21 protein-coding genes are annotated in these 19,588 nt (G+C 72.9%); 8 read left to right on the top strand and 13 right to left on the bottom strand.

Annotated elements, in window-relative coordinates:
* Window positions 1–3: 3 nt before the first annotated feature.
* Together ABT345_RS11055 and ABT345_RS11060 are read right to left on the bottom strand one after the other, a co-directional pair.
* Window positions 4–915, bottom strand: coding sequence for a 1-aminocyclopropane-1-carboxylate deaminase/D-cysteine desulfhydrase (locus tag ABT345_RS11055; RefSeq protein WP_345086340.1), 912 nt, complete (start codon window positions 913–915; stop codon window positions 4–6).
* Between the two features lie 44 nt (window positions 916–959).
* On the bottom strand, window positions 960–1,193 hold the full coding sequence (locus ABT345_RS11060; RefSeq protein WP_345086338.1) for a hypothetical protein: 234 nt from the start codon (window positions 1,191–1,193) through the stop codon (window positions 960–962).
* 227 nt (window positions 1,194–1,420) lie between these two features.
* On the opposite strand from ABT345_RS11060, the gene ABT345_RS11065 reads away from it, so the two are divergent.
* Both ABT345_RS11065 and ABT345_RS11070 read left to right on the top strand, forming a co-directional pair.
* Window positions 1,421–2,335, top strand: coding sequence for a glutaminase (locus ABT345_RS11065; protein ID WP_345086336.1), 915 nt, complete (start codon window positions 1,421–1,423; stop codon window positions 2,333–2,335).
* A gap of 102 nt (window positions 2,336–2,437) precedes the next feature.
* Entirely contained in the window at window positions 2,438–2,659 is a 222-nt protein-coding gene (locus ABT345_RS11070; protein WP_345086334.1) for a hypothetical protein, read from the top strand.
* Between the two features lie 25 nt (window positions 2,660–2,684).
* Here the strand turns inward: ABT345_RS11070 and ABT345_RS11075 are convergent, their stop codons facing one another.
* The 3 genes from ABT345_RS11075 to ABT345_RS11085 all read right to left on the bottom strand — a co-directional run bounded on the left by ABT345_RS11075 (window position 2,685) and on the right by ABT345_RS11085 (window position 6,410).
* A complete protein-coding gene (locus ABT345_RS11075) occupies window positions 2,685–3,623 on the bottom strand; it encodes a beta-ketoacyl-ACP synthase III (protein WP_345086332.1) in 939 nt (312 codons plus the stop codon).
* A 349-nt stretch (window positions 3,624–3,972) separates the two neighbouring features.
* Window positions 3,973–6,234 carry a heavy metal translocating P-type ATPase gene (locus ABT345_RS11080; protein WP_345086330.1) on the bottom strand — a complete coding sequence of 754 codons (2,262 nt, stop codon included), beginning with the start codon at window positions 6,232–6,234 and terminating at the stop codon, window positions 3,973–3,975.
* On the bottom strand, window positions 6,231–6,410 hold the full coding sequence (locus tag ABT345_RS11085; protein ID WP_345086328.1) for a hypothetical protein: 180 nt from the start codon (window positions 6,408–6,410) through the stop codon (window positions 6,231–6,233). Before ABT345_RS11085 ends, ABT345_RS11080 begins: the two co-directional genes overlap by 4 nt.
* Window positions 6,411–6,627: 217 nt before the next feature.
* On the opposite strand from ABT345_RS11085, the gene ABT345_RS11090 reads away from it, so the two are divergent.
* The gene (locus ABT345_RS11090) at window positions 6,628–7,719 is read left to right on the top strand and encodes a magnesium and cobalt transport protein CorA (protein ID WP_345086668.1); all 1,092 of its coding nucleotides are present in this window, start codon (window positions 6,628–6,630) and stop codon (window positions 7,717–7,719) included.
* 16 nt (window positions 7,720–7,735) lie between these two features.
* Here ABT345_RS11090 and ABT345_RS11095 read toward each other — a convergent pair whose 3' ends face one another.
* The 3 genes from ABT345_RS11095 to snpA form a co-directional block, all read right to left on the bottom strand.
* A complete protein-coding gene (locus tag ABT345_RS11095) occupies window positions 7,736–9,007 on the bottom strand; it encodes a CynX/NimT family MFS transporter (protein ID WP_386459236.1) in 1,272 nt (423 codons plus the stop codon).
* Window positions 9,000–9,746, bottom strand: coding sequence for a FadR/GntR family transcriptional regulator (locus ABT345_RS11100; protein WP_345086326.1), 747 nt, complete (start codon window positions 9,744–9,746; stop codon window positions 9,000–9,002). The genes ABT345_RS11095 and ABT345_RS11100 overlap by 8 nt, the downstream gene beginning before the upstream one ends.
* Before the next feature lie 430 nt (window positions 9,747–10,176).
* On the bottom strand, window positions 10,177–10,836 hold the full coding sequence (gene snpA / locus ABT345_RS11105) for a snapalysin (protein ID WP_345086324.1): 660 nt from the start codon (window positions 10,834–10,836) through the stop codon (window positions 10,177–10,179).
* A gap of 214 nt (window positions 10,837–11,050) precedes the next feature.
* Here snpA and ABT345_RS11110 point away from each other — a divergent pair, with 214 nt between their 5' ends.
* Together ABT345_RS11110 and ABT345_RS11115 are read left to right on the top strand one after the other, a co-directional pair.
* A complete protein-coding gene (locus tag ABT345_RS11110) occupies window positions 11,051–12,022 on the top strand; it encodes a LysR family transcriptional regulator (protein WP_345086322.1) in 972 nt (323 codons plus the stop codon).
* A gap of 154 nt (window positions 12,023–12,176) precedes the next feature.
* Complete coding sequence (locus tag ABT345_RS11115; RefSeq protein ID WP_345086320.1) at window positions 12,177–12,770, top strand: ALF repeat-containing protein; 594 nt, start codon at window positions 12,177–12,179, stop codon at window positions 12,768–12,770.
* Between the two features lie 204 nt (window positions 12,771–12,974).
* Here the strand turns inward: ABT345_RS11115 and sodN are convergent, their stop codons facing one another.
* Window positions 12,975–13,370: a superoxide dismutase, Ni gene (gene sodN / locus ABT345_RS11120; protein ID WP_345086317.1), complete on the bottom strand. Its 396-nt coding sequence runs from the start codon at window positions 13,368–13,370 to the stop codon at window positions 12,975–12,977.
* A 211-nt stretch (window positions 13,371–13,581) separates the two neighbouring features.
* On the opposite strand from sodN, the gene sodX reads away from it, so the two are divergent.
* Complete coding sequence (gene sodX / locus ABT345_RS11125; RefSeq protein WP_345086315.1) at window positions 13,582–14,049, top strand: nickel-type superoxide dismutase maturation protease; 468 nt, start codon at window positions 13,582–13,584, stop codon at window positions 14,047–14,049.
* On the opposite strand, the gene ABT345_RS11130 is transcribed toward sodX, so the two are convergent.
* A complete protein-coding gene (locus ABT345_RS11130) occupies window positions 13,953–14,582 on the bottom strand; it encodes a CGNR zinc finger domain-containing protein (RefSeq protein WP_345086313.1) in 630 nt (209 codons plus the stop codon). The genes sodX and ABT345_RS11130 overlap by 97 nt on opposite strands.
* A 93-nt stretch (window positions 14,583–14,675) precedes the next feature.
* Between ABT345_RS11130 and ABT345_RS11135 the strand changes: the two genes are divergently transcribed.
* Both ABT345_RS11135 and ABT345_RS11140 read left to right on the top strand, forming a co-directional pair.
* Window positions 14,676–15,437, top strand: a complete 762-nt coding sequence (locus ABT345_RS11135) for a class I SAM-dependent methyltransferase (RefSeq protein WP_345086311.1) — start codon at window positions 14,676–14,678, stop codon at window positions 15,435–15,437.
* Window positions 15,438–15,596: 159 nt separating this feature from the next.
* Complete coding sequence (locus ABT345_RS11140; protein WP_345086309.1) at window positions 15,597–16,403, top strand: SDR family NAD(P)-dependent oxidoreductase; 807 nt, start codon at window positions 15,597–15,599, stop codon at window positions 16,401–16,403.
* Window positions 16,404–16,522: 119 nt separating this feature from the next.
* Here ABT345_RS11140 and ABT345_RS11145 read toward each other — a convergent pair whose 3' ends face one another.
* The 3 genes from ABT345_RS11145 to ABT345_RS11155 all read right to left on the bottom strand — a co-directional run bounded on the left by ABT345_RS11145 (window position 16,523) and on the right by ABT345_RS11155 (window position 19,289).
* The gene (locus tag ABT345_RS11145; protein ID WP_345086664.1) at window positions 16,523–17,275 is read right to left on the bottom strand and encodes an amino acid ABC transporter ATP-binding protein; all 753 of its coding nucleotides are present in this window, start codon (window positions 17,273–17,275) and stop codon (window positions 16,523–16,525) included.
* Window positions 17,276–17,316: 41 nt separating this feature from the next.
* Window positions 17,317–18,255, bottom strand: a complete 939-nt coding sequence (locus ABT345_RS11150; RefSeq protein WP_345086307.1) for an amino acid ABC transporter permease — start codon at window positions 18,253–18,255, stop codon at window positions 17,317–17,319.
* 62 nt (window positions 18,256–18,317) lie between these two features.
* Window positions 18,318–19,289 (bottom strand): ABC transporter substrate-binding protein, encoded by a 972-nt coding sequence (locus ABT345_RS11155; protein WP_345086305.1) that lies wholly within the window; start codon window positions 19,287–19,289, stop codon window positions 18,318–18,320.
* Window positions 19,290–19,588: the final 299 nt, after the last annotated feature.

Below are 19,588 nucleotides of genomic sequence, written 5' to 3' on the forward strand. Positions count from 1 at the left end.
GGGCTACGGGGTGCCGGTGACCACGGCGGCCACCGTGGCGCCCGGGGCGAAGGCGCCCTCCGCGGCCAGCTCCGTGAGGCCGAGCAGCAGCTTGGCCACGTAGACGCGCTCCAGCGCCATGCCGTGGCGCTGCTCGAACGCGGCCACGAAGGAGTCCAGCTCAGGGGTGGTCCGGGCGTAGCCGCCGCAGGTGAAGCGAGCCTCCACGCGCCAGTCGCCGCGCCGGTCGCCGAACGCGGCCCGTTGCAGGCCGGCCACCGTCTCCCCGAGGAAGTGGGGGCTGCCGCCCTTGAGGACGGCGATGCCCACGGCGCGGCCGCGGGCGCCGAGTCCGGCCGCGAGACCGGCGAGCGTGCCGCCGGTTCCGCAGGCCACCGCCGCCACGTCGGCCTCGCCGCGCAGCTCCTCTCCCAGCTCCGCGGCGCCCTGCGCGGCGAGGGCGTTGCTGCCGCCCTCCGGTATCACGTAGCAGTCGCCGAACCGGTCGCGGAGAGCGCTCAGCACCTGCGGGGAGCCGGCCCGCCGATAGGTGCCGCGGTCGATGAAGTGCAGGCGCATGCCGTCGGCCGCGCACCGGGCCAGCGAGGGGTTGAGCGGCGCAGCGGCCAGCTCCTCGCCGCGGACGACGCCTATGGTCCGGTAACCGAGCAGCCGGCCGGCGGCCGCGGTGGCGCGCAGGTGGTTGGAGTACGCGCCGCCGAACGTCAGCAGGGTGCGCCGGCCGGCTTCCGCCGCGGCACGCAGGTTGGGCGCCAGCTTCCGCCATTTGTTGCCCGGCAGCGCCGGGTGGATCAGATCGTCCCGCTTGAGCAGCAGCCGCACGCCGTGCCGTGCGAACGCCGGCTCCGCCACTTCCTGGAGCGGTGACGGAAGCCGGGGGCACAGGCTGTCGGGATCGGCGACATCATCGAACACGCCTACCAGTGTGGCGGCGGCCCGGCCGATGCCCGCCGCCGCCCCTACGCCCGCAGGAATCCGTCCCCGTGCGCGCTGATGTGGGCCTCCAGCGCGCTCAGGGCGCTCTGGGTGGCGTCCGGGGAGCCGCTGCCGCGCCGCTCGGCGTAGTAGGCGGCGCCGAGCTTCTTGAGGAGGTCGTTGCCGGCGCGCTGCTGCTGGACCTCGTCGACCTTCTGCTTGCCCTGATTGAGGGCGCTTTGGGCCTGCTCCTTGGCGCGGTCGAGAAACCCTGCCATCACTGCCTCCTGTGAACGATCGGTCTTGTGGGGATCAACGGCCCGTCCGGTCGGCGGGTTCCCCGTGTCAGGCTCGGCCACCCGGGCGGAGGACGCGAGGCGGGCGGGCCGTTGGGCGGGCCGGAGGCCGGTGGCCGGTGGTGCGTCCGGGGGCCGGGCCCGGTGGCGGGTGTGCGAAGGCGGGCCCCGTCGCGGGGCGCGGGAACGGCCGGGTTAGCGTGTCCGATATGGACTACCAGGCCGTTCTTGATGAGGTAGCGGCCTATGCGCGGCCGTTTGTGAGGCAGGGCGAGGTCGCCGACTACATACCGGCGCTCGAACGCGTCAGCCCGGACCGCTTCGGCATCGCGCTGGTCGACATCGACGGCTCGGTGTACGGGGCGGGCGACTGGGAGACGCCGTTCTCGGTGCAGTCGATCTCGAAGACCTTCTCGCTGGCGCTGGTGATGGCGCATGCGCACGACGACGAGATCTGGTCCCGGGTGGGCCGGGAGCCGTCGGGCACGCCGTTCAACTCCCTGGTCCAGCTGGAGTGGGAGAACGGCATTCCGCGCAATCCGTTCATCAACGCGGGCGCGCTCGTCGTCACCGACCGCCTCCAGACCCTCACCGGTGACGCCAGTACGACGATGCTGCACTTCCTGCGGGAGGAGAGCGGCAACGAGGACCTGGCGTTCGACCAGGCGGTGGCCGATTCGGAGGCCGACCACGGGGACCGCAACGCCGCGCTCGCGCACTTCATGGCGTCGTTCGGCAATCTGGAGAACCCGGTCCCCAGCGTCATCGAGCACTACTTCTGGCAGTGCTCGATAGAGATGAGCTGCCGCGATCTGGCCACCGCCGGCGGCTTCCTCGCCCGGCACGGGCTGCGCACGGACGGCAGCCGGCTGCTGGAGGCGCGGGAGGCCAAGCGGATCAACGCGGTGATGCTGACCTGCGGCACCTATGACGCGGCGGGGGAGTTCGCCTACCGGGTGGGGCTGCCCGCCAAGAGCGGCGTCGGCGGCGGGATCCTCGCCGTCGTGCCGGGCCGCTGCACGCTGTGCGTCTGGAGCCCGGGGCTCGACCGGCGGGGCAACTCCGTCGCCGGTGCCGCGGCGCTCGACCACTTCACGACGCTCACCGGCTGGTCGGTGTTCTGAGCCCCCGGGGCGGGCCCGCCGGGCGCCCGCGGCTCCGGTCGCGTTGTGGCGGCGATCTTCCTGGCGCATCGTGGGCGTAGGAGACGTAGGAGGTGCACCGTCATGGAGCACGAGATGCGGGCGGAGTACGAGGAAGGCGTGGAGCCGGGGCCGGACGCCGAGGTCAAGAACTGGCACATGGTCCGCCGCGACGGGATCAAGGCGATGTGCGGCCGGATGCTGAGCGAGTCCGCCGCCACCCAGCCGGCCGACCGCTGGGGCGAGCCCGAGGGCGAGCCGTTCTGCTTCCTGTGCGGTGCGGTGTATCTGCGCGAGGTGCCCTGAGCTGCGCCTTCGGCGTCCGGACCGGTCAGGGGCAGCGGATGACCTGGCCGCCGTAGGAGAGGTTGCCGCCGAAGGCGAAGAGGAGGACGGGGTCGCCGGTGGTGATCTCGCCGCGTTCGACCAGCTTGGACAGGGCCAGCGGCACCGACGCCGCCGAGGTGTTCCCGGAGTCCACGACGTCCCGGGCGACGACGGCGTTGACCGCGCCGATCTTCCGGGCGACCGGCTCGATGATCCGCAGGTTGGCCTGGTGGAGGACGATCCCGGCGAGGTCGGCGGGGGCGATGCCGGAGCGTTCGCAGACCTGGCGGGCGATGGCCGGCAGCTGGGTGGTGGCCCAGCGGTAGACGGTCTGGCCCTCCTGGGCGAAGCGGGCCGGCTCGCCCTCGATACGGACCGCGTGGCCCATGCCGGGGACCGAACCCCACAGCACCGGGCCGATCATCTCCTCCTCGGACGCGGTGACCACGGCGGCGCCCGCGCCGTCGCCGACCAGCACGCAGGTCGTCCGGTCCGTCCAGTCGGTCACGGCGCTGAACTTCTCGGCGCCGATCACCAGCGCCGACCGCGCGGAGCCGGCGCGGATGGCGTGGTCGGCGGTGGCCAGGGCGTGGGTGAAGCCGGAGCAGACGACGTTGATGTCCATCGTCGCGGGCGCCGCGAGCTGGAGGGCGGCCGCGACGCGGGCCGCGGTGTTGGGGCTGCGGTCGGTCGCGGTGCAGGTCGCGACGAGGACGAGGTCGATCTCTTCTGCCGGGACGCCGCTGGAGGCGAGGGCCTTCGCCGCCGCCTGGGCCGCCATCGAGTCGACGGTCTCGTCGGGCCCGGCGATGTGCCGGGTGCGGATGCCGACCCGGCTGCGGATCCAGGCGTCGTCGGTCTCCACCATCGACGCGAGATCGTCGTTGGTGAGGACGCCCGGCGGCTGGTGGTGGCCGACCGCGAGAACGCGTGAACCCGGCATCTCATCCCCTTCGGACCTGCGGTGTCGTGCGACCAGTGTGACCCGCGGCGGCCGGGCGCCCCTTGCGAGAACCGCCAATCTTCCGCCGTCATCTCTGGAGGGACCCGACGCCTCCCGGGCCGGGCCCGGCAGGCGTCGTCCGGTCGCCCGGGGGCGCGCGGGGCGATCGTGCACGCCCCCGGCGCCCGGACGTGTCCGGTACGCGCACCCGGCCGCATTCCGTACGCGGTTCCGTGCGCCGCTCGGTACGAGGTTGCGTACGCCGCTTCGTACGCCGTCCGGTACGACGGAGGCGGGGCCCCGGCCTCCCCGGCCCGGGCCCCGCCTCCGTACGGCTGCTCCGTATCCGTCACTCCGCCGTCGCGCGGAAGCGGCGCAGGCGGAGGCTGTTGCCGACCACGAAGACCGAGGAGAAGGCCATCGCGGCGCCCGCGATCATCGGGTTGAGCAGGCCCGCGGCGGCCAGCGGGAGGGCGGCGACGTTGTAGCCGAAGGCCCAGAAGAGGTTGGTGCGGATGGTGCCGAGGGTGGCGCGGGCCAGCCGGATGGCGTCCGCCGCGGCCCGCAGGTCGCCGCGGACCAGGGTGAGGTCCCCGGCCTCGATGGCGGCGTCGGTGCCGGTGCCCATCGCCAGGCCCAGATCGGCGGTGGCCAGCGCCGCCGCGTCGTTGACGCCGTCGCCGACCATGGCGACCGTCCGGCCCTCGGCGCGCAGCCGCTCGACCACGGCGACCTTGTCCTGCGGCAGCACCTCGGCGATGACCTCGTCGATGCCGACCTCGGCGGCGACCGCCTCGGCGACCGCGCGGTTGTCGCCGGTCAGCAGCACCGGCGTCAGCCCCAGCGCCCGCAGCCGGCGGACCGCCTCGGCGCTGGTCTCCTTGACCGCGTCGGCGATCACCAGCACCGCGCGGGGCGCGCCGTCCCAGGCGACCGCGACGGCGGTGGCGCCCGCCTCCTCGGCCTGCCGCTTCGCCGTCGCCAGCGGCTCGGTCAGCGTCAGCCCGGCGTCCGCCAGCAGCCGCTCCCGGCCGACCAGCACGGTGTGGCCGCCGACCTCGCCGCGGACGCCGAGCCCGGGGACGTTCTCGAACTTCCCGGGCGCCGGCAGCGCACCGGACACCGCCTCCTCGGCCGCGGTGGCGACGGCGCGGGCGATCGGGTGCTCCGAGGCGTGCTCCAGGGCGCCGGCCAGCCGCAGCGCGGTGGTGCGGTCCACGCCGTCGGCGAGGTGGACGCCGGTCAGCGTCATCACGCCGGTGGTGACGGTGCCGGTCTTGTCCAGGACGACGGTGTCGACGGCGCGGGTGGACTCCAGCACCTCCGGGCCCTTGAGCAGGATGCCCAGCTGGGCGCCGCGGCCGGTGCCGACCATCAGGGCGGTCGGGGTGGCCAGGCCCAGGGCGCACGGGCAGGCGATGATCAGCACCGCGACGGCGGCGGTGAAGGCGGCGGTGGCCCCGGCGCCCGTGCCGAGCCAGTAGCCGAGGGTGCCGACGGCCAGCGCGATGACGATCGGCACGAAGACCGCCGAGATCCGGTCGGCCAGCCGCTGGGCCGCGGCCTTGCCGTTCTGCGCCTCCTCCACCATGCGCGCCATCCGGGCGAGCTGGGTGTCGGCGCCGACCCGGGTCGCCTCGACGACGAGGCGGCCGCCGGCGTTGACGGTGGCGCCGGTGACGGTGTCGCCGGGGCCGACCTCCACGGGCACGGACTCGCCGGTCAGCAGGGCGGCGTCCACGGCGGACGAGCCCTCGGTGACCTTGCCGTCGGTGGCGATCTTCTCGCCGGGGCGGACGACGAAGCGGTCGCCGACGGCCAGCTCGGCCGTGGGGATGCGGACCTCCCGGCCGTCGCGCAGCACCGCGACGTCCTTGGCGCCCAGCTCCATCAGGGCGCGCAGCGCGGCCCCGGCCTTCCGCTTCGCGCGGGCCTCGAAGTAGCGGCCCGCCAGGATGAACGTGGTGACCCCGGCCGCGGCCTCCAGATAGATCGAGCCGCCGCCGTCACCGCGGGTGAGGGTCAGCTCGAAGGGGTGGCGCATGCCGGGCATCCCGGCCGTACCGAAGAACAGTGCCCACAGGGACCAGCCGAACGCGGCGAGCGTCCCCATGGAGATCAGGGTGTCCATGGTGGCGGCGCCGTGCCGCAGGTTGGTCCAGGCGGCGCGGTGGAAGGGCCAGGCGGCGTAGACGACCACCGGGGCGGCGAGCGTCAGCGAGAGCCACTGCCAGTTGGTGAACTGCAGCGCCGGGACCATCGCCATGAGGATCACCGGGACGGACAGCACCAGCGCGGTCAGCAGCCGCTGCCGCAGCGCGGTGAGGCCGTCGTCCGCGGGCTTCTCCTCCTCGGCGTCGGCGGCCTCCGGCTCCGGCGGCGCGGGGACCGCGGCGGTGTAGCCGGTCTTCTCGACGGTGGCGATGAGGTCGGCGGTCTCCAGCGCGCTGCCCTCCTCCAGGGAGACCCGGGCCTTCTCGGTGGCGTAGTTGACCGAGGCGGTGACGCCGTCCATGCGGTTGAGCTTCTTCTCGACGCGCGCCGCACACGAGGCGCAGGTCATCCCGCCGATCTCCAGCTCGATGTACTGCTCTCCGGGCACGGTGATCACGGCTGCTCCTCGTGGTGTGCGTACGGGTGGGGGGTATGCGGGGCGCTGTGTGGCGCGGGAGGCGCGGGTGGCGCCGGGGCGCCCGTGGCGCGGCCGATTCCGAACCCGGCGGCGAGCACGACCAGCAGGATCAGTGCGTAGCCGCCGAGCAGGACCGGGGTGGTCGGTGCCTTCATGCCGTACTCCTCACAGGGATACCGGAACCGGGGACCGCGAACGCTCCCGGGGTGGGGACGGCGGCTTTCACCGGCGTCCCTCTGCCTCCAACTGTATACCCCCCAGGGGTATTCCACCACGGCGTGGCGGCCGCTTCTGTGGCGTTCGTGCCCCGCCGTTCCGCGTCCCCGGTCCCTGCCGCCCGGCGGGCCGGGACGCCATACTGAGCCGGTGTCGATGATCCGTAGCCTCCGCCGCGCCGTCCGGCTGCCGCAGCCGCGCACCCGCGGGGTCGACCTCAGCCACCCCGCCCGCTCCCCGCTCGGCACCGCCGTCGTCAACTGCGCCGTGTACGAGAACGGCGTACGGCAGCCCGGCGATCACCCGGCCGGTGAGGCGCTGAGCCGGGTGCGCCGCTCCGGCGCCGGATTCGTGTGGATCGGGCTGCACGAGCCGACGGAGACCGAGTTCGCCGGCATCGTCGAGCTGTTCGGACTGCACCCGCTCGCCGTCGAGGACGCCGTCCTCGCCCACCAGCGCCCGAAGATCGAGCTGTACGACGGTTCGCTGTTCACCGTCTTCCGGACCGTCCGCTACATCGAACACGAGCAGCTCACCGACACCAGCGAGGTCATCGAGACCGGTGAGCTGATGGTCTTCACCGGCGCCGACTTCGTGATCACCGTCCGGCACGGCGGCCACGGCTCCCTCGGTCCGCTCCGCGAACAGCTGGAGCGCGACCCCGAACAGCTGGCCATCGGCCCGTCGGCCGTCCTGCACGCCATCGCCGACCTCGTGGTGGACGACTACCTCGACGTCGCCGCCGAGATCCGGAACGACATCGACGACGTGGAGAGCGAGGTCTTCTCGGTCCGCGGCAGCGGCAGCGGCGGCGCCGGCCGCATCTACCAGCTCAAACGCGAACTCCTTGAGCTGAAGCACGCCGTCGCCCCGCTCGACCGCCCGCTGCAGAAGCTGGTCACGGGGCCGATGCCGTACGTCGACGCCCGGCTGCGGACGTACTTCCGGGACGTCACCGACCACCTGGAGCGGGTCGTCGAACAGATCACGTCCTTCGACGACCTCCTCAACTCGATACTCCAGGCCCACCTCGCGCAGGTCACCGTCGCCCAGAACGAAGGCATGCGCCGGATCAGCGCCTGGGTCGCGATCCTCGCCGTCCCCACCATGGTCTGCGGCGTCTACGGCATGAACTTCACGTACATGCCGGAGCGGGACTGGACGTACGGATATCCGCTGGTCATGGCCATCACCCTGGGCCTGTGTTGGCTGATCCACCGAGGGTTCAAGCGCAACGGGTGGCTGTGACCTCGAAGTCCCGCCCCTACTCCGGCCGTCCTGCGACATGGAGCGGCCGGCCCGCCCCGAAGCCCGCCGCGATCTGCGGCACCAGCAGGGCCAGCAGCACCGTGAGCGGCACCGTCCAGCCGCCCGCCGCATCGTGCACCCCGCCCAGCACCGCCGGGCCGCTCGCCGCCAGGATGTAGCCGAAGCACTGCGCCATGCTGGACAGCTGCGCGGTGTGCCGGGCGTCCGGGGACCGCTCCACGATGAAGAGCAGCGCCAGGCTGATCGCCCCGCCCTGCCCCAGCCCGAGCAGCGTCATCCACGCGTACGCGCCGCCCACCGGCGCCGCCAGCAGCCCCGCGAACGCCGCCGCGCACAGCAGCGCGCTCACCGCGGCGAGCGCCCCGGCGCGCAGCCGCCGCCCCACGATCACCGGGGCGAGGAACGATCCCGCGATGCCCAGCAGCGACGAGTACGACAGCATCCACCCGGCGTCGCCCGCCGGCATCCCGGCGTCCGCCAGCACCGTCGGCAGCCAGGCGGCGGCCGCGTAGTAGCTCAGCGACTGCAGGCCCATGTAGCCGGTGACCTGCCAGGCGAGCGGGGAGCGCCACAGGCCGCGCACCGGGTGCGCCGCCGCGCCCGCCGCCCTGGCCGGAACCCGGCCACGGGCGCCCGTCTGCGGCAGCCAGCACACCAGCGCCACCACCGCGAGGCCGCCCCAGCACGCCAGCGTCGCCTGCCAGCTCAGCCCGGCGGCCCGCTGCACCGGGACGGTCACCCCGGCGGCCAGCGCCGCGCCGCCGAACAGCGACATCGAGTACAGGCCGGTCATCAGCCCGGCGCGGGCCGGGAAGTCCCGCTTGATCAGGCCGGGCAGCAGCACATTGGCGACCGCGATCCCGGCGCCGATCACGACCGTCCCGGCGAACAGCGCCACCACCGAGTCCACCAGCCGCAGCGCGGTCCCGGCGCCGATCAGCGCCATCGTGCCGAGCAGCGCCCGCTCCGTGCCCAGGCGCCGGCCCAGCCGCGGCGCGAGGGGCGCCAGCAGCCCGAAGCAGAGCAGCGGCAGCGCCGTCAGCAGACTCGTCGCCGCCGCCGACATCCCGCTGTCGTCCCGGATGGTCCCGGCCAGCGGCGACACGGCGACCAGCGCGGGCCGCAGATTCAGCGCCAGCAGAACGACGCCCAGCCCCAGGTACAGGGCGCGGCGCCCGGTGGGGACGGCCGCGGGCCCCTCGGCCCGGGGGCGCGGCGGCGCGGTGGTTATCGGGCCGTCGGCGACGGTGGCTGCGGGGTCAGGCACGGTGTTCTCCGGTGGTGTGCGGGCGCCCGCCGGCCCGGGCGCCGTCGCCCGAGGCATCGCGCAGCGCGTCCCTCGCTTCGGTCAGATGCGCCAGCACGGCGCGCTCGGCGGCGTCCGCGTCGCCCGCCTCGATGGCGTCGACGACCGCGGTGTGCCCGTCGAGCTGGTGGTGCACCCCGTCCGGCACATGCGCGGCGAGCACCGCGTACAAGGTGGCGCGCAGCGCATCGCTGAGATGGGCGTACAGATCCGACAGCACGCCGTTGTGCGCGGCCTGCGCGATCAGCTGGTGGAAGCGGACGTCCGCCGCCACGAACGCGTCGGTGTCCCCGGACTCCCAGGTCCGCACCCGCTCGGCCAGCGACTCCCGCAGCGCCGCCAGATCCGCGGGCGTCCGCCGCACCGCCGCATGGCGCGCCGCGTCCCGCTCCAGCGCGGCCCGGACCTCGTAGGCCTCCAGATTCTCCGCACGGCGCAGCCGGCGCTGCACCGCCGCGCCGAAGTCGCTGCGGGCGCGGACGTAGGTGCCGTCGCCCTGCCGGGCCTCCAGCAGCCCGGTGTGGACCAGCGCGCGGACCGCCTCGCGGACGGTGTTGCGGCCGACGTCCAACTGCTCGACGAGGGCGGGCTCCGGCGGGATCTTCGTCCCCACCGGCCACTCACCGCCCGCGATCAGCGCCTCCAGCTGCTCGATGACGAGGCCGACCAGGCTGGTACGGGCGGTACTGCGCAGCGGCATCGGCGCGGCGTCCTCTCCTCGGACCGGGACGGCGGACCGTCCAGGGGCCCGCCGCATTCTTCCGGTCATGGGAACATCCCATGTTTGCGGCTGTCAAAAGACACCGGCCGCACACGCACCTGCGGCGGAGTCCGCGAAGGACTCCGCCACAGGGCCGCGTACGGGGAAGACGGGCACGAGGCGGCCGTACGCGAGGCCGCCCGGTGGTCCGGGAACGGGGACCGCCACCGGGTCCGGACCCTGTCCGCCGGTGGCCCGCGCCGGTGGGGGCGCGGGCGGCCGGGGCGCGGCGGGCCGGACGCGGCAGGCGGGTGGGGAACCCCTGCCGGAAGCCGCACGGCGCCGGGGCGCCGTGCCGGGGTGCCGCACCGGAGGCGTGGCCGAACGGGGCGTCAGGACGGCCCGCCCACCGGTGCGTCGGGCGGACGGGTCAGGACGCCTTGGGAAGGAGCCCCGCCAGACCGTTCGCCCACAACTGGTCGACCTGCGCCCGCTCGTTGGCGTCCGGCTGCGTGTTCTGGCAGGACGGGCCGGGGCCGCCGCCGGACATCAGCTCGCTGCACGGGCCCTCGTAGTGGTCCGGCAGGCCGAGCACGTGGCCGGTCTCGTGGGTCACCACGCGGGTCGAGTTGTACTGCTGGTTCTGCGCGTAGTCCAGGAAGACGTAGCCGCTGCCGTGGCCGTCGGTGCTGGCGTACGAACCGCGCGGGTCGTTGCCCTCGCGGTACTGGAAGTCGCCGCCGCTGCCCGACTGGAGCTTGACGTTGGAGACCGCGCTGTTCCAGATCTGCGCGGCCTGGGATATCTGGCTCGCGAAGGTCGGGGCGGCGCTCGCGTCGTAGGTCACCGTGACCGACTGCAGGTGCGGGTTGGCCTTCAGCTTCTTCGCCGCCGACTTCACCACGGCGTCGAAGAACGCCTTGGTGTCGGCCTTCTGCTCGGCCGAACCGTTGTACGCGGCCACCGAGGCGGGCGTGGAGCGGTGGGAGGCGGGGGAGGAGGGCGTCGCGGACGCCGGGACCGCCGCGGTGAGGGCGGCGGCGAGGCCCAGGCCGAGCGCTGCCGACAGCGCCGTCTTGGGAGATCTCATGTGGGGGCTCCTTAATTTCCGAGGGCTACGGCCGCCGTGTGGGGCGGCGGCCGGGGCCCCGGATTTCTTGGTGCCGCCGAGTCTGGACGCAGTTCACCCGCCGGACGGAGATGCCAGGAGGCAATAGGACGGCGCAATACCCCAGGGAAAACGGGCAGTTCATGGCGGTTCAGGAGTCTGGTGTGACGCCATCGCGCATGGCTATGCTCCCCGCGTGGAGCTAGAGGTGAGGCATCTTCGAGCCCTGTGCGCCATCGCCGACTCCGGCAGCGTACGGAAGGCGGCCCGTCAGCTGGGCATGACCCAGCCGTCGCTGACCACACAGCTGCACCGCATCGAAAAGGCCCTCGGCGGCCAGCTCTTCTTCCGCGCCGCCACCGGCAGCCGCCCCACCCCGCTCGGCCACGTCGTGCTCTCCCGCGCCCGCCCCATCGTCGCCGACATGCGCGCCCTGGTGGACGAGATCACCGCCGTCTCCGTGAGCGAACAGGGCGCCCGGCTGCGCATCGGCAGCACCAGCAGCCGCGCCGTCGCCGGCTGGCTGCGCCGCCTGCGCGCCCGCCTGCCCGCCACCGACCCCGCCCTGCGCATCGACGTCTCCGCCAACGCGCTGCTCCAGATGGTCGCCACCGGCCAGCTCGACGCCGCCTTCGTCCACGAGGTCGAGGGCGCGCCGCTACGGGTCCCCGCCAACCTCGTCCAGTACGAACTCATCGCCCGCGAACCGCAGTTCATCGCCCTGCCGGCCACCCACCCGGCCACCGCCAAGGAGGTCGTCGACCTCGCGGACCTGGCGGGCGACCCGTGGATGGTCGACCCGACCGTGGACGGCGAATGGGCCGGGCTGCGCCGCATCTGGGCGGCGGCCGGGGTCAACCCCCGCGTCGTGCACGGCGACTACCTCACCGCCGCCGATCTGGTCGCCGCCGGCGAGGTCGTCACCCCCTGCCAGCCGACCTCCCGCCCCCGCCACGGCATGGACATCCGCCCCCTGCGCGGCGACCCCCTCGCCGTCCGCCTCTTCATGGCCTGCCGCTCCGACACCCCCCTCGCCGCCCCGCCCGAGGCCCTCTTCGCCGACCTCACCGCCTCGTACACGGAAATCGCCTGGTCCAGCAGCGCGTACCGGGCGTGGCTGGTACGGAAGGGCGACGGGGCGCTGCCGCGGAGGCTGGCTTCGGCGTAGGGGCCCGACCGCCACACCGCCCAACACCCGCCGCCGGCCCTGCCCCTGACTGTGCGAAACCCCGGAATGCCGGTGGATTTCGGCCATTGACCGTGTGTGTCACCCCAGGTCAGAATGGCCGCGCCCCCCACGTGACCCTCTTGGAGGCACTCCCGTGAGACCCACTCGCGCCGCCCTGCTCCTCGCGTCCGCCGCCCTGGCGCCCGCCCTGCTCCTGGCGTCCCCGGCCTCCGCGGCGCCGTCGGCCGCGCCCGGCACCGTGGCGGCGGCGTCCGTCGCACCGGCCGACGGCACGCCGGTCGACGAGATGTCCGACGACGACCTCCGGATCGCCGTCCTGCGGATCCTGGGCGACGAGGAGAGCGGCCGCGCGGTCGTCCGCGAGGCGAACAAGGCCCTCGACGGCACCGTCGAGGACCTGCGCACCTTCCTGAAGACCGGCTATCGCCTCGCCCGCGCCGAGGACGACCGCGTCGAGATCGCCCGCATCCTGGGCGCCGAGGACTCCGGCCGGGCGGTGGTGCGCGAGGCCAACGAGGCGCTGGACGACGGTACGCCGGAGGCGCTGCGGGCCTTCCTGGAGACCGGCCTGCGCCTGGCCCGCGCCGAGGACGACCGCGTGGCGGTCGCCCGCATCCTGGCCGATCCGGCCAGCAGCCCCGCACTGCGCGCCGCCGCCGAGAAGGTCATCGACGGCACCCCGGAGGAGCTGCGGTACTTCCTGGAGACCGGCCGCTACGAAGTGTGACGCCGGCTGCGTGACGTCGTGTCACGCGCACAGGTGCGGCCCGGTGGATCGCCCGGCCGCACCCGCAGGGGCCGGAACGGCGCTCTTGCCCCGTTCCCGCCCTCGATGCCGAAGGGGCCCGGCGGAAAACCGCAGGGCCCCTTCGGGGTGACGCCGGTCTGCGGAGGTGCACCACCCGCAGGGCGTCGTGGGGCGATCCGAAGATCAGGCCTTCTTGGTCTCCCAGAAGATCTTGTCGATCTGGGCGATCAGGTCCAGGGCCTTCTGGCCGGTGGCCGGGTCGTTCGAGCCCTTGGCGGCCGAGAGGGCCTTGAGGGTGTCGTTGACCAGCTGGTGCAGCTCCGGGTACTTCTCGAAGTGCGGGGCCTTGAAGTAGTCGCTCCACAGCACCGAGACGTGGTGCTTGGCCAGCTCGGCGCGCTGCTCCTTGATCAGGACGGCGCGGGTGCGGAAGTCCGCGTCCTCGTTGGCCTGGTACTTCTCCTGGACGGCCTTGACCGACTCGGCCTCGATACGGGCCTGGGCCGGGTCGTACACACCGCAGGGCAGGTCGCAGTGGGCGCTGACCTTGACCTTGGGGGCGAACAGGCGCGAGAGCATGTTCAGTCCTTCCTCGTGATCGTCTTCTCACGGGCGAGATTACTCGGTGCCGGAACGGTTTTCTCGGGCGGCCCGGGGGTCTTAGGGCAAAAGTCCGGCACCCGTCGGGCCGGAGTCCGGTCAGCCGCCGGGACTGATGGAGGATGGACCGGTGAGCTGGAGGAATGGTTCGGTGGGCGCCGGACCGGGCCGGACCGGGAGGTGGGCTGGGATGCCCGAGCGGGTGGACGGGCGCGGGCCCGGCGACGGCGGTGGGGCGGACGGCGGCGGGCCGGCGCGGCGCGGGGGGCCGGTGTTCGGGCTGGCCGAGGTGTACAACCCGTCGATGCTGCCGACGCTCCGGCCCGGCGACCGGCTGCTGCTGCACTACGGCGCGGCCGTCCGGCCGGGTGACGTGGTGGTGGTCCGGCACCCGTTCCGGCAGGACCTGCTGATCGTCAAGCGGGCCGTGGAGCGGCGCGGCGGCGGCTGGTGGGTGCGGGGCGACAACCCGCGGGTGGTCAACGACAGCCGGGAGTTCGGGGCGGTGCCGGACGAGCTGGTGGTGGCGCGTGCCCGGGTGCGGCTGCGGCCGCTGGGGGCTCAGCGCTCGCCGCTGGCGGTGGTGTCCTGGGCGCTGTCGGCGGTGCGTCCGCTGCGTGCGGCGCGTTCGCTCTCCAGCCTCTTGCGGGCGCGGTAGGCGGCGACGTTGGCGCGGGTCGCGCAGCGGTCGGAGCAGTAGCGCCGCGAGCGGTTGGTGGAGGTGTCGAGGTAGACGTTCCGGCAGGGGCGGGCCTCGCAGACACCCAGTCGGTCCACGCCCAGTTCGGTGAGGTGGAAGGCGAGGCCCATGCAGGCGGTGGCGGTGTAGCCGGCGGTCGCGTTGGCCGCGTGGTCGGCGATGTGCAGGTGCCAGTCGGGGCGGCCGTCCGCGTCCCGCAGTTCGTGGCCGGAGATCTGCGGGCTGACCGGGAACTCCATCATCAGCGCGTTGAGCAGGTCGACGGCGCGGACCTCGTCCCCGTCGGCCGCCGACTCGAAGACGGTCCGCAGCCGGCCGCGGACCGTGCGCAGCCGGGTGACATCGCTCTCCGTGGCGCGCCGGGCGATCTGCTGCGCGGGCCCGAAGAGCGCCCGGACCGCCTCGACGGAGGTCAGGCTGTCGCTGCCGCGCTCGGGCTCCTCGGTGTTGACGAGCCGCACGGCATAGTCCGAGTAATAGGCCAGTTCCACTTGTAGTCCTTACGGGGGCGGGCTATCGTTCCGGGCAGGTAGCCGTAATGGGTGTTGTGGCTACGAGGGTATTACACGCGGAAGGGGTTCGTGATGACCGAGACCGTGGCCGGGGCCGACTGGCAGGCGTGGCAGGACAGTTGGGACCGGCAGCAGGAGTGGTACATGCCGGACCGCGAGGAGCGGTTCCGGGTGATGCTCGACATGGTCGAGGCGCTGGTGGGCACCGCTCCCAGGGTGCTCGACCTCGCCTGCGGCACCGGCTCGATCTCCGACCGGCTGCTCAAGCGCTTCCCGGAGGCCGAGAGCGTCGGCGTCGATCTGGATCCCGCGCTGCTGGCCATCGCCGAAGGGTACTTCGCCGGTGACGCGCGGGTGCGGTTCGTCCGCGCCGATCTCAAGAACCCCTCCTGGACCGCGCAGTTGCCGCACGACTCGTACGACGCGGTGCTCACCGCCACCGCGCTGCACTGGTTCTACTCCGAGGACCTGCGCGGGCTCTACGGACAGCTGGGCGGCGTGGTGCGCGACGGCGGGGTGTTCATGAACGCCGACCACATGCCGGACGAGACCACCCCGCGGATCAACGCCGCCGACCGCGCCCAGCGCCACGCCCGGATGGACCGCGCCAAGGCCGCCGGTGCGGTCGACTGGGCCGACTGGTGGAAGCTGGCCGCCGCCGACCCGCTGCTGGCCGGGCCGACCGCCGAGCGGTTCGAGATCTACGGGGAGCACGCCGACGGCGACACTCCCTCGGCGCAGTGGCACGCCCAGGTCCTGCGCGATTCCGGCTTCGCCGAGGCGCGGACGGTGTGGCGGTCGCCGAGCGATGCGCTGGTGCTCGGGCTGAAGTGAGCCGGGGCGGGGCCCGGGGCGCGCTCTTGGGGGGCGCCCCGGGCCCGACCCGTTGCTGTACGGCTGCCCCGGGCCCGACCCGTTGCTGTACGGCCGACCCGGTGTCCGGAGGCCGGGACGGATCGCTGCCGTGCGCCGGACGGCGCATATGGTGCGTCCATGACACCTCAGACGCCGCATGCGCCGCAGACGCCCCCCGCCTACCTCGCCGGACTGTTCTCGCTGGAGGGGCTGAACGCCGTGGTGACCGGCGGCAGTTCCGGTATCGGGCGGGCGATCGCCGGGGCGCTCGCGCGGGCCGGGGCGCGCGTGGTGGTCGTCGCGCGCCGGGAGGCGGAGCTGGCCGCCACCGTCGACGAGCTGACCGCCGACGGCTGCCGGGCCGCCGCGGTCAGCTGTGATCTGGGCAGCCGCGAGGGAGTGCGCGCCGGGGCGGAGGAGGCGGCCGCGGTCTTCGGCGAGCCCGACATCCTGGTCAACAGCGCCGGGATCAACCTGCGGCCGCCGATGGGCGAGATGACCGACGAGGTCTGGGACGCCACCATGGCGGTCAACCTGGAGGCGCCCCATCTGCTGGGGCGGCGGTTCGGCCCCGGGATGGCCGAGCGGGGCTTCGGCCGGATCATCCACGTCAGCTCGCAGCAGGCACACCGGGCGTTCGTGCAGAGCGGCGCCTACGGGGTCTCCAAGGGCGCGCTGGAGTCGCTGACCCGCTCGCAGGCCGAGGCCTGGTCCCCGCGCGGCGTCACCTGCAACACGCTGGTCCCGGGCTTCGTGATGACCCCGCTCAACGCCCGGCTGTCGTCCGACCCGGAGCGGGTGGCCGCGCTGGCCGCCCGCACCCTGACCGGCCGCAACGGCCTGGCCGAGGACTTCGCGGGCGCCGCCGTGTTCCTGGCGAGCCGGGCCTCCGGCTACGTCACCGGGCAGAGCCTCTTCGTCGACGGCGGGTTCTCGGTGCACTGAGCCCGCCCGCGCACCGCCTCCGGCCCCGGACGCACCGGAGGCGGTACGCGCCCAGGGCCCGTACCGCCTCCGCAGATCCACCGGGCGGGTCCCGGTCCGGCCTCACGGCGCCTCGGACCTCACAGCACCTTGGACAGGAACGACTTGGTGCGCTCGTGCTGCGGCTTGCCGAGGACGTCGCGCGGGTGGCCGGACTCGACGACCACGCCGTCGTCCATGAAGACCAGCGAATCGCCGACCTCGCGGGCGAAGCCCATCTCATGGGTGACCACGACCATCGTCATACCGTCCGCGGCCAGGTCCTTCATCACGTCGAGGACGTCGCCGACCAGCTCCGGGTCGAGCGCCGAGGTCGGCTCGTCGAAGAGCATCAGCTTCGGCTCCATCGCCAGCGCGCGGGCGATCGCGACGCGCTGCTGCTGGCCGCCGGAGAGCTGCGAGGGGTAGTTGCCGGCCTTGTCCTTCAGGCCGACGCGGTCCAGCAGCTTGGTGGCGCGCTCCCGGGCCGATGCCCGCGACTCGCCCTTGACCTGCACCGGCGCCTCCATGATGTTCTCCACCGCGGTCATGTGCGGAAAGAGGTTGAAGCGCTGGAAGACCATGCCGATGTCGCGGCGGCGGGCGGCCACCTCGCGGTCGCGCAGCTCGTAGAGCTTGCCGTTCTGCTCGCGGTAGCCGACCAGCTCACCGTCGACCGACAGCCGCCCGGCGTTGATCTTCTCCAGGTGGTTGATGCAGCGCAGGAACGTCGACTTGCCGGAACCGGACGGGCCGATCAGGCAGAAGACCTCCTTGGGCGCCACCTCCAGGTCGATGCCCTTGAGGATGTGGGCGGTGCCGAAGGACTTGTGGACGCCCTCGGCCTTCACCATCGGGGCCCCGGAGCCCTTGGCGGGGGCGGACTTGCTGGCGGTCATGCGGCACCTCCGGCGCGGTGGAAGCTCCCGGCCAGCTTCGCCCTGGCGCGCTGGAGCGGGGTGGGCGGCAGCTGGCGGCTGGCGCCGCGGGCGTAGTACCGCTCCAGGTAGTACTGGCCGATGCTGAGCACCGTCGTGGCGATCAGGTACCAGGCGGCGGCGAGGATCAGCATCTCCACCACGACACCGGAGTCCCGGCCGACGTTCTGCGCCGCCTGCAACAGGTCGTAGTACTGGACGGCGATCACCAGCGAGGAGGTCTTCAGCATGTTGATGACCTCGTTGCCGGTCGGCGGGACGATCACCCGCATCGCCTGCGGCACCACGATCCGGCGCAGCGTCTTCGCGTGGCTCATGCCCAGCGCGTGCGCCGCCTCGGTCTGCCCCTCATCGACGGCGTTGAGGCCCGCGCGGCAGATCTCCGCCATGTACGCCGCCTCGTTGAGCCCGAGGCCCAGCAGCGCGCACAGGAACGGCGTCATGAAGTCCGACCACTCGTCCTTGTAGATCGGCATGATGTCGATGTACTGGAAGACGAGGCCGAGGTTGAACCAGAGGAAGAGCTGGACGTAGACCGGCGTGCCGCGGAAGAACCAGATGTAGAACCACGAGACGGACGAGGTCACCCAGTTCTTCGACTGGCGCATCACCGCGAGGATCACGCCGAGCACCACGCCGATGACCATCGACAGCACGGTGATCAGCAGGGTGTTGCGCAGACCCTTGAGGATGTCCGCGTTGAAGAGGTATTCGGGGATGGCGCCCCAGTTGACGTTCCCGGAGGCGAAGGCCCGTACGAGCGCCGCGATCACTCCGAGGACGACGACCACCGCCACCCAGCGGCCGTAGTGGCGGACGGGGATGGCCTTGATGGACTCTGGCGGGGACGGGGTGCCGGCCGGGGACCGGTCCGACTTCTCGACGTCGACTGACACGGATGCTGCCTTTCGGAGGTTCAGCGGATCGGCGGGAGGGTGCAAAGGCGGGTGCGCGGCGGTCAGGAACCGCCGTTGAGCTTCGCCTCCGTCACCGCCGCTTCCTTGACGTCCCACTTGTCGAGGACCTTGGCGTAGGCGCCGGACGTGATGGCGCGCTCCAGCGCCGCCTTGAGCGCGTCGCGCAGCTTCTCGCTGCCCTTGGGCACGGCGATGCCGTACGGCGCGGCCTTCACCGGCGCGCCGCCGACCATCTGGAAGTCGTTGCCGTGGCCGGAGACCTTCACGGCGTACGCGGCGACCGGGTAGTCGCTGGAGACCGCGTCCACGCCGCCGGTCCGCAGCCGGGTCTGGGCCTCGGAGTCGTTGTCGAACGCCTCCATGGCTATCGGCTGCTCGCCGTTCTTCTCGCACTTCTTCGACTGGTCCTTGGCCAGGTCGTGCGAGACGGTGCCGCGCTGCACCGCGATCTTCTTGCCGCACAGGGCGTCCCAGCCGTCGATGCCCTGCGTCTTGCCCTTCTGGGTGTAGATCGAGACGCCGACGTCGAGGTAGTCGATGAAGTCGACGCCCTCACCGATCTTCTTGCCGGTGCTGGAGTCGATGCCCTGCTGGCGCTCCTTGGTGTCCGTCATCGCGGACATCGCGATGTCGTACCGCTTGGACTTCATGCCGCCCATGAGGGTGTCGAAGGTGGCGTTGTTGAAGTTCAGCTTGACGCCCAGTTCCTTGCTGAGCACGGCCGCGAGATCCGGGTCGATGCCCTCGACCGCGCCGTCGCTGCGGAACTCCACCGGCTTGTAGGTGATGTCCGAGCCGACCTGGATGAGCGCCTTCTCCTGGATGTCCTTGGGGAGCAGCTTGAAGAGCGGGGCGCTGGTGTCACGATTCTTCACCGCCTCACGGCGGGCGATCGCCGCGTCGGTCTGGTCCCCGCAGGCCGTCAGCAGCAGCGCTGCCGCGACCGCGGTCGCCCCGGCCACGGCTGTCCGAGACCTGCCGGAGGCCGTGCGACGGGTGGGACGTGCGGTCATGCTGATCCTCCTGCGGGTGGGGAAAAGCCGGCGGGCAACGGCCGGGAAGGAGGGCTCGCAGCCCCCTCGACCTCGATCGATGGACGGAATCCTGCCATCAGGGATCCGGTAATCGGACTGCCGTTCAGGTCAAAATCGGATAACGGACGAGAGGCGTTCAGCCCGGCCTGCTCCGCTGCCGTGCGGTGACCGGGATCGACGGCCCGGGGTCCGCCCGGCCCGCCCGGCCGGACGTCTCGGAATATGGACGACGACCCCTAACCCTTCCGGGGATCCGTCCCGTTGATCTCAATTGCCGG

This window comes from Streptomyces sp. NPDC000404 (assembly GCF_040300365.1).
In the GTDB taxonomy this organism is placed as follows: Bacteria; Actinomycetota; Actinomycetes; order Streptomycetales; family Streptomycetaceae; genus Streptomyces; species Streptomyces ramulosus.